The sequence below is a fragment of the Paracoccus gahaiensis genome, assembly GCF_005048225.1.
In the GTDB taxonomy this organism is placed as follows: Bacteria; Pseudomonadota; Alphaproteobacteria; order Rhodobacterales; family Rhodobacteraceae; genus Paracoccus; species Paracoccus gahaiensis.
The window spans coordinates 211,203-226,152 of sequence record NZ_SUNI01000005.1 but is presented as its reverse complement, the minus strand read 5'-3'; the positions used below and the strand labels follow the sequence as shown (position 1 = coordinate 226,152).

Sequence of the window (14,950 nt, the reverse complement as noted above, 5' to 3'; positions counted from 1 at the left end):
CCCGTCAGTCCGGCAGGCCGGAGGCGGCGGCCAGAAGCCGCGTCACCACCTGATCGGCCAGCATCAGCGCCAGCCGCTCGCGGGCATCCCCCTCGGCGGCCAGGGTCGAGATCGTCGTCCCGGTCGTGGAATAGGAGGTGAAGCTGCTGACCCGCCCCTGCACGACCACCGCGCCATCCGGCCCGGTCAGCGCGAAATCGGCGGTGCCGTTCAGCGAATAGCGCGTCGTCACCTCGTCGGGCGTGATCGCCTGCGCCACCACCCCGGCCGAGATCCGATAGTCCAGGTCATAGACCGCCGCCTCCTCGGGGCCCAACCGCTCGGCCAGGCGGCGGTTGAAGGCAAAGTCGATGGGCGTGTCCGGATCGCGCGGGCGCACCCGCCCGAACAGGCGGCTGCCGCCCCCGCCCGGCCCATAGACCGGGCTCAGCCCGCAGCCCGCAAGCAGGGCCAAGGCCAGCCCGCCCAGCAGGACCCTGCGGCGGCTATGCGACGACATTGACGATCCGCCCCGGCACCACGATCAGCTTCTTGGGCGCCGCGCCCTCCAGGAAGCGCTGCACCGTCTCGTCGGCCAGCACCAGCGCCTCGATCCGCGCCTTGTCCATGTCCTTGGGGACGGTGATCTCGGCCCGGCGCTTGCCGTTGATCTGGATGGGCAGGGTCACGCTGTCCTCCTCCAGCAGCGCGGGATCGGCCACGGGCCAGCGCGCATCGACGACCATGCCCTGCCCGCCCGAGGCCGCCCAGACCTCCTCGGCCAGATGCGGCACCATCGGCGCCATCAGCTGCGCCAGGATCCGCAGCGCGGCGCGGCGCGCCTCGCCCCCGGCCTGCGATTTGCCGACCGCATTGGCCAGTTCATAAAGCTTCGCCACGGCCTTGTTGAAGGCGAACCCCTCGATCGCGCGGGTCACGTCGGCAATCGCACGATGGGCCGCCCGCGTCAGATCGGGATCGTCGCCGCCCGCCTCGGGCGTCTCTTCGGCCAGCCGGAAGACCCGCGACAGGAACTTGTGCGCGGCCTCGGCCCCGGCCGAGGTCCATTCCACGTCCCGCTCGGGCGGGCTGTCCGACAGCATGAACCAGCGTGCCGTGTCCGCGCCGAAGCTGTCCACGATGTTCACCGGATCGACGACGTTCTTCTTGGACTTCGACATCTTGGCCGAGGGGATGACCGTCACCGCCCGCCCGTCGGCCAGCTGCCCGTCGGTCACATCCTCGGGCAGGTGATAGACCGGACGGTCCCGATCGTCGCGGGTCATGTAGATCTCGTGCGTCACCATGCCTTGCGTGAACAGCGCATCGAAGGGCTCCTTCGCGGCATCGGACAGGTGCCCGGTCTTGACCATCGCCCGGGCGAAGAAGCGCGAATAGAGCAGGTGCAGGATCGCATGCTCGATGCCGCCGATATACTGGTCGACATTCATCCAGTAATCCGCATCGGCCCGGGTCGTGGGCGTCGAAGCCCCCGGCGAGGTGAAGCGGGCGTAATACCAGGACGAATCGACAAAGGTGTCCATCGTGTCCGTCTCGCGCCGCGCCGCCCCGCCACATTTGGGACAGGTCGCCTGCCGCCAGGTCGGATGACGGTCCAGCGGGTTGCCCGGCACGTCGAAGGTCACGTCCTGCGGCAGCAGCACGGGCAGGTTGGCCTTGGCCTCGGGGACGGTCCCGCAGGTGTCGCAATGGACGACCGGGATCGGGCAGCCCCAATAGCGCTGGCGCGAGATGCCCCAGTCGCGCAGGCGGAACTTGGTGACGCCCTCGCCCCAGCCGTCGATCTCGGCATGCGCGATGGCCGCGCCGATCGCGGCATCGGCACTCTGGTCGGCATCGCCCGCGAAACCGCGGACATAGGTGACGGCCTCGGTCTTGCCGGGAACGAAGGGCGCATCGGCCACCAGCGCATCGGCCTGTGCCCGGTCCATGCCGGGCTGGCCAAAGGCCGCGCGGATCGGCAGGCCGTATTTCACGGCAAAGTCGTGGTCGCGTTCGTCATGCGCCGGGCAGCCGAAGATCGCGCCGGTGCCATAGTCCATCAGCACGAAGTTCGCGATCCAGACCGGCAGGTGCCAGTCCGGGTCCAGCGGATGCGAGACGGTCAGGCCGGTGTCCAGCCCCAGCTTGGGCGCGGTCTCGATCGCCTCCTCGGTGGTGCCGGTCTTGCGGCACTCCTCGATGAAGGCGGCGATGTCGGCACGGGTCGCCATGTCGCGGACCAGCGGATGGTCCGGCGACAGCGCCACGAAGCTGGCGCCCCGCAGCGTGTCGGGACGGGTCGTGTAGACCTCGATCGCGTCATGGCCCTTCGGCGCGTCGATCGTCTTGAAGCTGAACTGCAACCCGCGCGAGCGGCCGATCCAGTTGGCCTGCATCAGCCGCACCTTCTCGGGCCAGCCCTTCAGCCCGTCCAGCGCCTCCAGCAGCTCGTCGCTGTAATCGCTGATCTTGAAGAACCACTGCGTCAGCTCGCGCCGCTCGACTGCAGCGCCCGACCGCCAGCCCTTGCCGTCGATGACCTGCTCGTTGGCCAGGACGGTCATGTCGACCGGGTCCCAGTTCACCTGCGCGGACTTGCGCGTGATGAGGCCCGCCTCCAGCATGTCCAGGAACAGCGCCTGCTGCTGGGCCACATAGGCGTCGTCGCAGGTGGCGAATTCGCGGCTCCAGTCGATGGACAGGCCCAGAGGCTTCAACTGGTCGCGCATGGTCGCGATATTGGCATAGGTCCAGTCGCGGGGATGGCCGCCCTGCTCCATCGCGGCGTTCTCGGCAGGCATCCCGAAGGCGTCCCAGCCCATCGGATGCAGCACGCTGAACCCCTGCGCCCGCTTGAACCGCGCCACCACATCGCCCATCGTGTAGTTGCGCACATGGCCCATATGGATGCGCCCCGAGGGATAGGGGAACATCTCGAGCACGTAATACTTGGGGCGGTCGTCGCGGATGGCGGTGAAGCTGCCGGCCTCGGCCCAGGCTGCCTGCCAGCGGGCTTCGCTTGTCGCGGGATCATAGGGCATGGGAAACCTCGGGCCTGATGCGTTGCCCGCAGGGTCTATACGCCCCGCCCGCGCGGGTCCAGAGCCGCCCCCTTACAGGCGCCCGTCGCGGATCCGCAACTGGCGGGCGCGGGTCAGGATCGCATCCTCGACCGCCCGCGCGGTGCCGGGTTCGACCGCAGCCCCGCCGGGGCCCTGCAGCGACAGGCGCAGGCTGCGCGCGTCCAGCGCCGGGTCGCTGACCTGAATGGTGGCGCGATAGGACCGACCGCCGCCCGGAGGCGTGCCGTAGCCGGTCTGGATCACCCCGGTGAAGGGATCGATCGTCTGCACCGGCAGAAAGTCCAGCACCTCGAGGCTGGCATTCCACAGATACTTGTTCACGCCCACCGCGCGGTTGGGATCCTCGGACCGGCGGAACACGTCCTGGATCCGGGTGCCGCGATTGGCGGGCGCCATGTCGGGACCGTCGAACATCGTCCCGCCGGCCGGCTGCGAATTGCCCGAGCCGCCGCCGCAGGCCGCAAGCCCCGCGCACAGCGTCGTGGCGATCATCAGGCGCGCGGCGCGTGCATAGGTCATTCCATCCCCCGGGTCGTGTCGGTGTCCGGGGCAGCATTAGCCCGGATCGCGCCCCCGAAACAAGCGCCTTGGACCATGCCTAACGCCCGTCCGCCCAAGACCTGCAGCCTCGCCCGGCTCAGGTGTGGCCCAAGTGCATCATGGAAATGGGCAAAGAAAACAGGCCGCACCTGATTTTGTTGCATCGCAATCGCGGAAAGGTGAAACAAATTGCATACCCAGTGCGGGACAGCCGACCTGGGCATCAGAGAGATCAAGAGGGAACACACCATGAAAAAGGCACTTTTCGCCTCCACCGCGCTGGTCCTGTCCGCCGGCATCGCCGCCGCCGACGTGACCATCTCGGGCTATGGCCGGACCGCGGTCGACTATCAGGAAGGTCGTGACACCGAGGCCCAGATGTCGGCCCGCGTCCGCATGAACGTGCATGCCACGACCTCGACCGACCAGGGCGTCGACTTCGGTGCCCGTCTGCGTCTGCAGTGGGACCAGGGCGATGCGGGCATCGATTCGATCGCGCCGGGCCAGATCTACGTTACCGCAAGCGGCTTCACCGTCGCCGTCGGCAACGTCGGCACCGCCTATGACAATGCCGGCCTGCTTTATGAATCGGAAGTCGGTCTGATCAGCCGTTCGTTCGCCAACACCGGCGAATTCTATGCCTATTCGTCGAAAGCCTACGGCTCGGCCGCCTTCGTCGACACCTGCGATGTCGAAGAGCCGGAAGTCGATTGCGGCATCATTGCCGAAAACCAGACGCGCAACCGTCTTGGCGCTTCGGTCGAGTATGCCGTCGACGCGCTGACCGCGCGCTTCTCCTATGTCGATCCCGACCAGACCACGGGCACTGGCAGTGAAGAGCTGAGCGTTTCGGTCGATTACGACTGGAACCAGTTCGCCCTGTCGGCAGCCGCCGTCAAGGACGGTGCCGGTCTGGACGGCAACGACCTGTTCTTCGTGGGTGCCTATTACACCCTGGCCGGGACCGACAACGGCGTCGGCCTGAACTACAGCGACAACGGCTCCTACACCGATGGCGACGACTTCGTCGACAACGGCAAGACCCTGGTCCTGTACGGCGACTATGTCGTCGCTCCGCTGACCACGCTGTCGGCCTATATCGCCAACAACGATGCGGACGGCAACGAAAGCGACAACGCGTTCGGCATCGGCGCCCGCTACGACCTGGGCGGCGCCTACCTGGCCGGCTCGCTGGAGCGTGGCTACGACGAGGACGTGCGCGGCGACTTCGGCGTCCGCTTCGACTTCTGATCCTTCGCGATCAATCGTCACTTTCCGGAAAGAGCGGGCCTTGCGCCCGCTCTTTTCTTTTTGTCAGGTGGGCGCATGGGACTGGATGACATCACCCGCCGCGTGAGCGCGGCCGAAATTGCCGCCGGGCGCGCGCCGGGCAGCGTGACCCTGATCGCGGTCAGCAAGCTGCAGCCGCCCGAGCGCGTCGAGGCCGTGCTGGCCCAGGGCCATGCCGTCTATGGCGAGAATTACGTGCAGGAGGCGCAGGCCAAATGGCCCGCCTGGCATGCCGCCCATCCGGGCGTCTCGGTCCACATGATCGGGCCGCTGCAGTCGAACAAGGCCCGCGCCGCCGTGGCGCTGTTCGACGCGATCCACACGCTGGACCGCGTGACGCTGGCGCGCAAGCTGGCGGCGCAGATGGCCGAGCAGGGCCGCCGCCCGCAGGTCTTCGTGCAGGTCAATACCGGCGACGAGCCGCAGAAGGCCGGCATCCTGGCCGATGAGCTGCCGGGCTTCCTGACGCTCTGCGCCGAGCTGGAGCTGGCGCCTTCGGGGCTGATGTGCATCCCGCCCGAGGGCCGCGATCCGGTGCCGCATTTCCGCCTGCTGCGCGGGTTGGCCGAGGCACACGGGCTGCCGGGGCTGTCGATGGGCATGAGCGCGGATTTCGAGGCGGCCATCGCCGAAGGGGCCACGCATGTGCGGATCGGCTCGGCGATCTTCGGGGCGCGGGCTGTCGGCTAGGTTTGGATTTTCGGGTATTTGGGCAAAGAAGAAGCCGGGACGCGCAGGGGCGTGCCGGGCCGCGCGTGGCGGGCCAGCCAGATCAGGTGGGGGCGGGCGACGGCGATGCAGCCCTCGGTCCCATAGCCGGGGCGGCGCCATTGGTGCAGGAAGATGGCCGAGCCGTAACCCGGGATGGCCCGGGGCCAGTTCCAGTCGGTCGTCAGGATCAGGTCGTAGAGCGGGTCGGCGCGGCGCAGGCGCTCGTGGCTGGCGGACAGCGGCACACGGGCGGGGTGGTTGTAGAGCGGATGGGCGGGATCGTCGCACCACAGATCGCCCGGACCGATGGGTCGCGCCCAGGGGGCGGGCTGGGCCAGCCGGTCGGGGCGATACCAGAGGCCGGTGATGCGGTGCAGGCCCGCGGGCGTGGCGTGGTCGCCTTCGCGCTTGGCCTGGGTGATCCCGGCGCGGCCGATGCTGCAGGGCAGCACGCGGCTCCCGACGCGCAGGCCCTGCGGGGTCAGGACCATCGCGGTCACAAAAGATGCCCCGACTTGCCGGCCTTGGTGTCCAAATAGCCCGCATTGTGGGGGTTGCGCGGCACGATCAGCGGCACCCGGTCCGGGACCGCGATGCCATGGGCCTGCATCATCGCCACCTTGCGCGGGTTGTTGGTCATCAGCCGCACCGCGCCGAATCCCAGGCGCCTGAGCAGGGCTGCGCCGATGCGGAAATCGCGCTCGTCATCCTCGAAACCCAGGCGGTGGTTCGCCTCGACCGTGTCGAAGCCCTGATTCTGCAGATCATAGGCGCGCATCTTGTTGGCCAGCCCGATGCCCCGCCCCTCCTGGTTCAGGTAGAGCAGCACCCCCGCCCCCGCCTGCCCCATCGCCGCCAGCGCCGCCTGCAATTGCGGGCCGCAATCGCATTTCAGGCTGCCGAGCACGTCGCCGGTGAAGCAGGCCGAATGCAGCCGCGCCAGGACCGGGGCGTCGCGGGGCGGATCGCCGATCTCGATGGCGTAATGCTCCTCGCCGCCGTCATCGGGACGGAAGACATGTAGGCGCGACCGCTCGGCGGACATCAGCGGCAGGCGGGCGGCGGCCACGGGGTGCATCGCGGCCTCGGTCGCCAGCTGCGCCAGCGCCGGGCCGGGGGCCAGCCGGGTCAGGCCTTCGGGCGCGGGCGCGGCGACGACCAGCATCGCGGGCAGCAGCTGCGCCGACTTGGCCAGCGCCAGCGCGGCACGATGGGCGGTGACGTCGCCGCCGCGCTCGGTCGCCAGCGGGCCCTTCATCGGCGTCCTCAGATCGCCGGCCGGATCGGCCAGCGCCCGCAGCCAGGCCAGATCGGCCTCGGGTCGCAGGATCACCCTGGCCAAGGTTCCGTCATAGGCGCGGGCCTTCAGCGTCTCGGCCCGCCGGCCGGTCAGCGCCAGCACCGGGCGGCCCAGGGCGCGCAGGTCGGCCAGCCGGGCCGGCGTCAGTGTTTCCACCGCGGCGGCCAGCTGATCGCCCAGAGCCACGGGCAGCCCCATGCGCAGGTCGGCGCGGGCACGGGAAATTGTCTCGGCAAGGGTCGGGATCAGGCTCATCGGGGTTAGGTCTTTGTAACAGTCTGAAACATAACGCGTCGATCCGACAACTCCATGTGAGGTTTCCGAGATCGCGCTGGACGCGAGGCCGCGTCCCCTCCAACTCATTACCCAAGTAACCAAAGGAGGCAACCATGGCCGGACTGAAGAAGATCCTGCTGGTCGATGACGAGGAAGACCTGCGCGAGGCGCTGGCCGAGCAGTTGACCGCGACCGACGATTTCGACGTGACCGAGGCCGGCAGCGGCGCCGAGGCCGTCGAGGCCACCAAGAACGCCCTCTTCGATCTGGTCGTGCTGGATGTCGGCCTGCCCGACACCGACGGGCGCGAGCTGTGCAAGAAGCTGCGCAAGCTGAACGTCAAGTGCCCCATCGTGATGCTGACCGGGCATGACACCGATGCTGACACCATCCTGGGTCTGGATGCGGGCGCGAACGACTATGTGACCAAGCCCTTCAAGTTCCCGGTCCTGCTGGCCCGGTTGCGCGCGCAGCTGCGCACGCATGAGCAGTCCGAGGACGCGATCTTTCAGTTGGGGCCGTACACGTTCAAGCCCTCGATGAAGATGCTGATCGACACCAAGGACCGCAAGATCCGCCTGACCGAGAAAGAGACGAACATCCTCAAGTTCCTGTACCGCGCGCAGGACGGGGTGGTGGCCCGCGACGTGCTGCTGCACGAGGTCTGGGGCTACAATGCCGGCGTCACGACGCACACGCTGGAGACCCACATCTACCGCCTGCGCCAGAAGATCGAGCCCGACCCCTCGAATGCGCGGCTTCTGGTGACGGAATCGGGCGGCTATCGCCTGGTCGCCTGAGGTCCCTTCGGCAAATTCCTGCGCATCGTTTTTGCGCGGGAACCGCAAGGGGGATGCGGCGTTTTATCCCCGAAGCCCAGTGGTCGGAGGATGCGGCCACATTCTTCTCCCCTCTCTGATGCCCCCCGGCGCGCCCCTCCGCGCCGGGGGTTTTTTCATCTCAGCCCCGGTTGTGCGGTTCAGACCAGTCGATCTGGGGGCCGATCGGGATGATCCGGTTCGGATTGATCATGTCGTGGCTGAAGTAATAATGCCGCGTGAAATGGTCGGCATGCACGGTGCCCGCCACGCCCGGCCATTGATACAACTCGCGCGCCCAGCCCCACAGGTTCGGATAGTCGATCACCCGGTGCCGGTTGCACTTGAAATGCGTGTGATAGACGGCATCGAAGCGCAGGATGGTGGTGAACAGCCGCCAGTCGGCCTCGGTGATCCGGTCGCCGGTCAGGTAGCGGTGATCGGCCAGAAGTCCCTCGATCCAGTCCAGGCTGTCGAACAGCGGATGGACGGCCTTGTCATAGGCCTCCTGGCTGGTGGCGAAGCCCGCCTTGTAGACGCCGTTGTTCACCGTGCCATAGACCCGGTCGTTGACCTCGTCGATGCGGTCGCGCAGGGCCTCGGGCCAGTAATCGTCGCGATTGCCGGTGACCTCGTCGAAGGCAGAGTTGAACATGCGGATGATGTCGGCGCTTTCGTTGGACACGATTCGACCCGTCCGGCTGTCCCAGAGAACCGGCACCGTCACCCGGCCCGACATCTTCGGATCGGTCTTCAGATAGACCTGCCGCAGATAGTCCAGACCGAACTGCCGGTCGCCGGTGGCGCCGTCGAAATCGGTGCGGAACTCCCACCCCTCCTTCAGCATCTCGGGATGCACGACCGAGACCTCGATATGCTCCTCCAGCCCCTTCAGGGCGCGGAAGATCATCGTGCGATGCGCCCAGGGGCAGGCATGGCTGACATAGAGATGATAGCGCCCGCTCTCTGCCGCAAAGCCGCCCTCGCCCGTGGGGCCGGGGCTGCCATCTGCGGTCACCCAGTTGCGGAACTTGGAGGTGCTGCGCTTGAACTCGCCTCCGGTGCTGTCGGTGTCGTACCATTCGTCCTTCCAGACGCCGTCGACCAGTTGGCCCATGGGAATTCCTTTCGGTGATATGGGGGGAAACGGACAGCCGCCGCCCCTTGTTCCCCCCCCCCCCCGTCTTCCCCCCCTCAGCCGATGGCACGGTCGCGCGTCTCGACCCGGACCAGCAGCAGCGCCAGGGCGGCCAGCAGCAGCAGGACGGCAAAGCTGCCGATGGCCAGCCCAAAGCCGCGCGCAAAGACCACCGCCAGCAGGCTGGGCGCCAGGATGCCGCCCAACCGCGCCATCGCGCCCGCCGTGCCCATGCCGGTGCCGCGCAGATGCGTGGGATACAGTTCCGGCGTCAGCGCATAGAGCGCGCCCCAGGTGCCCAGCAGCGCAAAGCTCATCACGATCAGCGCGGTCGCGACCAGCACCGGGCCGGTGGCCACGGCGAACAGCCCGCAGCCCGCCGCGCTGAGGATCAGGAACCCGGTCAGCGTGGGCTTGCGCCCCAGGGCCTCGACCCCCCAGGCCGCCAGCGCATAGCCGGGGATCTGCGCCAAAGCCAGGATCACCAGGAACCCATAGCCGCGCACGAAGCCGAATCCCTCGGTCGCCAGCTGCCCCGGCACCCAGACGAAGACGCCGTAATAGGACAGCGACACCAGGAACCACACCGCCAGCACGCCGATCGTGGTGCGGCGCAGGGGCGCGTCCAGGATCGACCGCGCCGCGCCCTCGGGCACGGGGGTCGAGATCAGATGCGCGTCCGCCGGCAGGGGGGCGGCGCCGTTGGTCCGCAGCACCCGGTCGATCACCGTCCGCGCCTCGATCTGGCGGCCCTTGCGGACCAGATACATCGGCGATTCCGGGATCCAGAACCGCAAGCCGAAACCGATCAGCGCCGGCAGGGCCGCGACCAGGAAGATCCAGCGCCACGGTGCCGCGGCGCCGAAGCTGGCGGCGGCCCAGGCCGTCAGCGCTACGACGATGGTGCCCACCGCCCAGAACCCCTCCAGCCAGACCAGCCAGCGGCCGCGATTCTTCGGCGGCAGGAACTCGGCCATCATCGCATAGTCGACGGGCAGCGTGCCGCCCACCGCGACCCCGGTCAGGAAGCGCAGGATCAACAGCCAGGTGAAATCCCCCGCCATGACCGAGGCCAGGCCGAAGATCGCGTCCATGGCGACCGTGCCCACGAGCACCCATTTGCGCCCGATCCGGTCGGCCACCCGGCCGAAGACGAAGGCGCCCAGGAACATGCCCAGAAAGAACACCGTGCCGATCTGCAGCGCGGTCACGCGTTCCACCCCGAAGGTGACGGCGACCGAGGGCGCGGCAAAGCCCACCGCGATCACCTGCATCGCATCCGCCGCCCAGACGAGGCCGAAGATGCCCAGAAGCCGCCACTGGAAGGTGCCCGTGCCGCCGCGCGTCAGCGCCTCGTCGATGGTCAGTTTCATGCGTCTTCCCTCCTGCAGGATCGATCTTGCGCAAAGCAATAACGCGATCGTGACGCAAAACAACCCTGCAGCGCCCCCCGGCCCGGTGCGGCACCGCCGGTGCACGCCCTGTGCACGCCCTGTGCACGGGCCGTGCGCCCACCCCGATGCTCGACAGCCCCCGGACGCGCCGCTAGGGTCCGCCCCAAAAAGGAGCCCGCCCATGTTCACCATCGCCACCTGGAACATCAACTCGGTCCGCCTGCGCGAGGGGCTGGTCGCCCGCTTCCTGGAAGACGAATCCCCCGACATCCTCTGCCTGCAGGAATGCAAGGCGCCGGTCGACAAGATCCCCCTGACCCGCTTCGCCGAGCTGGGCTATACCCATATCGTCGCGCGTGGGCAGAAGGGCTATAACGGCGTCGCCATCCTGTCCCGCCTGCCGCTGGAGGATGCCGGCGACCGCGACTATGCGCGCTTGGGCCATGCCCGCCACGTCTCGGCCCGGCTGGAGAACGGCGTGGTCATCCACAACATGTATGTGCCCGCAGGCGGCGACATTCCCGACCGCACCGTCAACGAGAAGTTCGGGCAGAAGCTGGATTTCATCTCCGAGATGCGCGACGTCTTCCACGCCGACCGCCCGCAGAAGTCGATCCTGGTGGGCGATCTGAACATCGCCCCGCGCGAGGATGACGTCTGGTCGCACAAGCAATTGCTGAAGATCATCAGCCACACACCGATCGAGGTCGACCATCTTCTGGCCGCGCAGGAGGCCGGGAACTGGGTCGACGTGACGCGTCAGGACATCCCTTCGGGGCTGCTCTACAGCTGGTGGAGCTATCGCGCCAAGGACTGGGACGCCGCCGACAAGGGCCGCCGGCTGGACCATATCTGGGCCAGCGCCGACATCGCCGGCGCCGCCCATTCCAGCCGCATCCTGCGCCCGGTCCGGGGCTGGGACCAGCCCAGCGACCACGTGCCGGTGCTGGCCAGCTTCGACCTCTAGTCGGGCGTCTCGCCGCCCAGGGCGTGATCGCCCAGGTCCAGCACATCCTCGTCCTGCCGGTCCCACTCGCCGCGCTCGTCGTCGGTGGCGCGGGGCGAGAACCAGCCGGTGACGGCATAAAGAATGCCGATCAGCGGCGCCGTCCAGCAGGCGAAGGCCAGCGGGATATAGAGCAGGTTCGTCAGGTTGCCGTCCATCACCCCCAGCGACAGGGCGGTGATGACGAAGGCGCCACCCGCATTCCACGGGATCAGCGGCGACATCAGGGTGCCCCCCTCCTCAACCGCGCGCGACAGGTTCAGCGTCGAATAGCCCATCCCGCGATAGAGCGGCGCATACATCCGCCCCGGCAGCGCGATCGAGATATAGGGGTCGCCCGCCACCACATTCGTCGCGAAGGCCGTGGCGATGGCGCTGCTCTGCACGGCGGCAAAGCTTTTGACACGGCCGATGATGGCGTTGATGATCGCCTCCAGGCAGCCGGTGCGTTCCAGCGCACCGCCGAAGCCCAGCGCGATCAGCATCAGCGAAATGGTCCACATCATCGACTGGATGCCGCCCGCGTTCAGCAGGCTGTCGATATCCTCGACGCCGGTCTCGATCGCATAGCCGGACTGGGCATAGGTGAAGACGTCGTGCAGCCCCTCGCCCTGCCAGAAGATCGCGACCAGCCCGCCCAGCAGCACGCCCGAGAAGAGCGACGGCAGCGGCGGGCGCCGCGTCACCGCCAGCACCACGACGACCAACGCCGGGATCAGCGGCACCAGCCCCAGGCTGAACTGCGCGGCCAGCGTGTCGGTGATCGCCTCGATCCGCGCAAAGCTGGTCTCGGCCGGAGTGATCAGCCCGTATCCAGCCACCGCATAGATCGCCAGGGCGATCAGCATGGCGGGCACGGTCGTGGGCAGCATGTTCTTGATATGGTCGAAGACATTCACCCCGGTCACCGCCGGCGCCAGGTTCGTGGTGTCCGATAGGGGCGAGACCTTGTCTCCGAAGAACGCCCCCGACACGACGGCGCCGGCGGTCCAGTAGGTCGGGATGCCGAAGCCCGCGCCGATCCCCATCAGCGCGACGCCCACCGTGCCCACCGTGCCCCAGCTGGTCCCCAAGGACAGCGACACGACCGCGCAGAGGATCATCGCCGCCACCAGGAAGATCTGCGGGTTCAGGATGGTCAGCCCGTAATAGATCAGCGTCGGCACGGTCCCGGACGAGATCCAGACGCCGATGATCATCCCCACCACGATCAGCACCGACAGCGACGGCATCGACACGTGGATGACGTGAAAGACCCCCTCGCGGATGTCCATCCATTTCTGCCCGCGCAGGACGCCCAGCAGGCCGGTGATCGCCAGCCCCAGGACCAGCGGGATATGCGGGGTGAAATCGCCGTACCAGAACAGCTGGATCGCCAGCAGCCCCAGCGTCAGCACGATCGGCAGCAGCGCCAATGGCAGGGGCGGCAGGGCCCGTTTCTCGTCGGTGATCCCGGTCGTCTGCGTCATGGCGTGCCCCTGTGCTTGTCCCTCGGCCTCACGCCCGCGTGAGGTCTGCGACGGGGCAACGCACATTCCGCCCTTTTGTTCATTGGCCCGACGCCCCATATTGTGCCGAACCGTATCCAACCCAAAGCACCCGGGGCAAAGATGACCATGCTGTTCGACGGGGCCCAGGCGCCCAAGACCGAAGACTTCATCAAGGACGTGACCGAGGCGACCTTCATGGCCGAGGTCGTGGAAGCCTCGATGGAGGTGCCCGTCATCGTCGATTTCTGGGCGCCCTGGTGCGGGCCCTGCAAGACGCTCGGTCCCGCGCTGGAGGCCGAGGTGGCCCGCCACAAGGGCCGCGTCCGCATGGCCAAGGTCGATGTGGACCAGAACCAGATGATCGCCGGGCAGCTGCGCGTGCAATCCGTGCCCACGGTCTTTGCCTTCTTCAAGGGCCAGCCCGTCGATGCCTTCCAGGGCGCGCTGCCGGCCAGCCAGATCAAGCAGTTCGTCGACAAGCTGGCCGCGATGTCCGGCGATGACGGGGGCCTGGGCGATGCGCTCGCTGCAGCCGAGCAGATGATCGAGGATGGCGAGGCCGCCGACGCGATCGAGACCTTCACCGCCATCATCGGCGAGATGCCCGAAAGCCCCGAAGCCTGGGGCGGGCTGATCCGCGCCCATCTGGCGGCGGGCGACACCGCCGCCGCCGCCTCGACCCTGCAGCAGGTGCCGGGACCGGTCGCGCAATCGGGGCCCGTCGAGGCCGCCCGCGCCCAGCTGCAGTTGGCCCAGCAGGCCGCCACCGCAGGCCCGCTGGACGACCTGCAGGCCCGGGTCGAGGCCGATCCCGCCGACCAGCAGGCGCGGCTGGAATATGCGCAGGCCCTGCATGCGGCGGGCCGTCTGGAGGAGGCCATCGACATCCTTCTGGACAGCTTCCGCCGCGACCGCGACTGGAACGAGGGCGCCGCGAAGGCCCAGCTGATCACCATCTTCGACAGCCTCAAGCCGAACGATCCGATCGGCCAGAAGGGCCGCCGCCGGCTGTCCTCGCTGATCTTCGCCTGACGCCATGACGCGCCGCTTCGACCTGCCCGACCGCATTCCCCTGTTCCCGCTGCCGGGCGCGGTGCTGATGCCGCGCGCCCGCATCCCGCTGCACATCTTCGAGCCGCGCTACCTGCAGATGCTGGAGGATGCGCTGAAGACCGAGCATCGCCTGATCGGCATGATCCAGCCCGAGGGCGACGGGCTGTCGGCCATCGGCTGCGCGGGCCGCGTGGTGGCGTTTTCCGAAACCGATGACGGGCGGATGATGATCTCGCTTGGCGCCGTCTCGCGCTTCCGCCTGCTGGAGGTCGAGGAGGGCTTTGCCCCCTATCTGCGGGCGCAGATCGACTGGACCTCCTTCGTGCGGGATCTGGGCGGGACCGAGCAGGATCCGGGACTGGACCGCAAGGCGCTGTTCGCGCTGCTGGGCCGCTACATGGAGACGCAGGACCTGTCCACCGATTGGGACGCCGCCGCCGGGGCCGAGGACGAGCTACTGATCAACTCGCTGTCGATGATGCTGCCCTTCTCGACCGGCGACAAGCAGGCGCTGCTGGAATCCCCCACCCTGTCGGACCGGCGCGAGCTGCTGGTCGGGCTGGTCGAATTCGCCCTGCATGGCGGCGAGAACGAGGAACGACTGCAATGACCGACGCCCCCCTGCCGACCCCCGCCTTCGACCGCCACATGATCGAGGCGCTGGTCTGCCCCGTGACCCATACGACGCTGCATTACGACGCTGCCGCACAGGAGCTGGTGTCGCGCGCGGCGGGGCTGGCCTTTCCGATCCGCTCGGGCATCCCGATCATGCTGATCGACGAGGCCCGCCAGATCCGTGCCGATGACTGACCCCCGCGTAGGGCCCTCTGTCGCAGGCATCCGCCCCGCACCCCCCGGCCGGTCCGCGC

15 protein-coding genes are annotated in these 14,950 nt (G+C 68.1%); 7 read left to right on the top strand and 8 right to left on the bottom strand.

Features of this window, described 5'->3' with window-relative positions; genetic code table 11:
* Positions 1 to 4 precede the first annotated feature (4 nt).
* From lptE to FA743_RS08720, 3 genes are all read right to left on the bottom strand, one after another.
* Positions 5 to 499, bottom strand: a complete 495-nt coding sequence (gene lptE, locus FA743_RS08730; protein ID WP_136885627.1) for an LPS assembly lipoprotein LptE — start codon at positions 497 to 499, stop codon at positions 5 to 7.
* On the bottom strand, positions 486 to 3,023 hold the full coding sequence (gene leuS / locus FA743_RS08725; RefSeq protein WP_136885624.1) for a leucine--tRNA ligase: 2,538 nt from the start codon (positions 3,021 to 3,023) through the stop codon (positions 486 to 488). The genes lptE and leuS overlap by 14 nt, the downstream gene beginning before the upstream one ends.
* A gap of 72 nt (positions 3,024 to 3,095) precedes the next feature.
* Positions 3,096 to 3,584, bottom strand: coding sequence for a DUF3576 domain-containing protein (locus FA743_RS08720; RefSeq protein ID WP_136885623.1), 489 nt, complete (start codon positions 3,582 to 3,584; stop codon positions 3,096 to 3,098).
* Positions 3,585 to 3,854: 270 nt separating this feature from the next.
* On the opposite strand from FA743_RS08720, the gene FA743_RS08715 reads away from it, so the two are divergent.
* Both FA743_RS08715 and FA743_RS08710 read left to right on the top strand, forming a co-directional pair.
* Positions 3,855 to 4,856 carry a porin gene (locus FA743_RS08715; protein WP_136885621.1) on the top strand — a complete coding sequence of 334 codons (1,002 nt, stop codon included), beginning with the start codon at positions 3,855 to 3,857 and terminating at the stop codon, positions 4,854 to 4,856.
* 75 nt (positions 4,857 to 4,931) lie between these two features.
* Complete coding sequence (locus FA743_RS08710) at positions 4,932 to 5,585, top strand: YggS family pyridoxal phosphate-dependent enzyme (protein WP_136885619.1); 654 nt, start codon at positions 4,932 to 4,934, stop codon at positions 5,583 to 5,585.
* Here FA743_RS08710 and FA743_RS08705 read toward each other — a convergent pair.
* Together FA743_RS08705 and ribA are read right to left on the bottom strand one after the other, a co-directional pair.
* Complete coding sequence (locus tag FA743_RS08705; RefSeq protein WP_136885694.1) at positions 5,582 to 6,097, bottom strand: L,D-transpeptidase family protein; 516 nt, start codon at positions 6,095 to 6,097, stop codon at positions 5,582 to 5,584. The two genes, FA743_RS08710 and FA743_RS08705, sit on opposite strands and share 4 nt — an antisense overlap.
* Positions 6,098 to 6,102: 5 nt before the next feature.
* Positions 6,103 to 7,161 carry a GTP cyclohydrolase II gene (ribA, locus tag FA743_RS08700; protein ID WP_136885618.1) on the bottom strand — a complete coding sequence of 353 codons (1,059 nt, stop codon included), beginning with the start codon at positions 7,159 to 7,161 and terminating at the stop codon, positions 6,103 to 6,105.
* 134 nt (positions 7,162 to 7,295) lie between these two features.
* On the opposite strand from ribA, the gene FA743_RS08695 reads away from it, so the two are divergent.
* Positions 7,296 to 7,982: a response regulator transcription factor gene (locus FA743_RS08695; protein WP_135311647.1), complete on the top strand. Its 687-nt coding sequence runs from the start codon at positions 7,296 to 7,298 to the stop codon at positions 7,980 to 7,982.
* A gap of 160 nt (positions 7,983 to 8,142) precedes the next feature.
* Here the strand turns inward: FA743_RS08695 and FA743_RS08690 are convergent, their stop codons facing one another.
* Complete coding sequence (locus FA743_RS08690; RefSeq protein WP_136885616.1) at positions 8,143 to 9,117, bottom strand: glutathione S-transferase family protein; 975 nt, start codon at positions 9,115 to 9,117, stop codon at positions 8,143 to 8,145.
* A gap of 77 nt (positions 9,118 to 9,194) precedes the next feature.
* Entirely contained in the window at positions 9,195 to 10,511 is a 1,317-nt protein-coding gene (locus FA743_RS08685; RefSeq protein ID WP_136885614.1) for an MFS transporter, read from the bottom strand.
* Between the two features lie 202 nt (positions 10,512 to 10,713).
* Here FA743_RS08685 and FA743_RS08680 point away from each other — a divergent pair, with 202 nt between their 5' ends.
* The gene (locus FA743_RS08680; RefSeq protein WP_136885612.1) at positions 10,714 to 11,499 is read left to right on the top strand and encodes an exodeoxyribonuclease III; all 786 of its coding nucleotides are present in this window, start codon (positions 10,714 to 10,716) and stop codon (positions 11,497 to 11,499) included.
* On the opposite strand, the gene nhaC is transcribed toward FA743_RS08680, so the two are convergent.
* Complete coding sequence (gene nhaC / locus FA743_RS08675) at positions 11,496 to 13,007, bottom strand: Na+/H+ antiporter NhaC (protein WP_136885610.1); 1,512 nt, start codon at positions 13,005 to 13,007, stop codon at positions 11,496 to 11,498. The two genes, FA743_RS08680 and nhaC, sit on opposite strands and share 4 nt — an antisense overlap.
* Positions 13,008 to 13,154: 147 nt before the next feature.
* On the opposite strand from nhaC, the gene FA743_RS08670 reads away from it, so the two are divergent.
* From FA743_RS08670 to FA743_RS08660, 3 genes are read left to right on the top strand one after another with little or no spacing between them, the layout of a single operon-like run.
* Positions 13,155 to 14,060 (top strand): tetratricopeptide repeat protein, encoded by a 906-nt coding sequence (locus FA743_RS08670; protein WP_425467179.1) that lies wholly within the window; start codon positions 13,155 to 13,157, stop codon positions 14,058 to 14,060.
* A gap of 4 nt (positions 14,061 to 14,064) precedes the next feature.
* Complete coding sequence (locus FA743_RS08665) at positions 14,065 to 14,691, top strand: LON peptidase substrate-binding domain-containing protein (protein WP_136885606.1); 627 nt, start codon at positions 14,065 to 14,067, stop codon at positions 14,689 to 14,691.
* Positions 14,688 to 14,891: a Trm112 family protein gene (locus FA743_RS08660; protein ID WP_136885605.1), complete on the top strand. Its 204-nt coding sequence runs from the start codon at positions 14,688 to 14,690 to the stop codon at positions 14,889 to 14,891. Before FA743_RS08665 ends, FA743_RS08660 begins: the two co-directional genes overlap by 4 nt.
* Positions 14,892 to 14,950 lie beyond the last annotated feature (59 nt).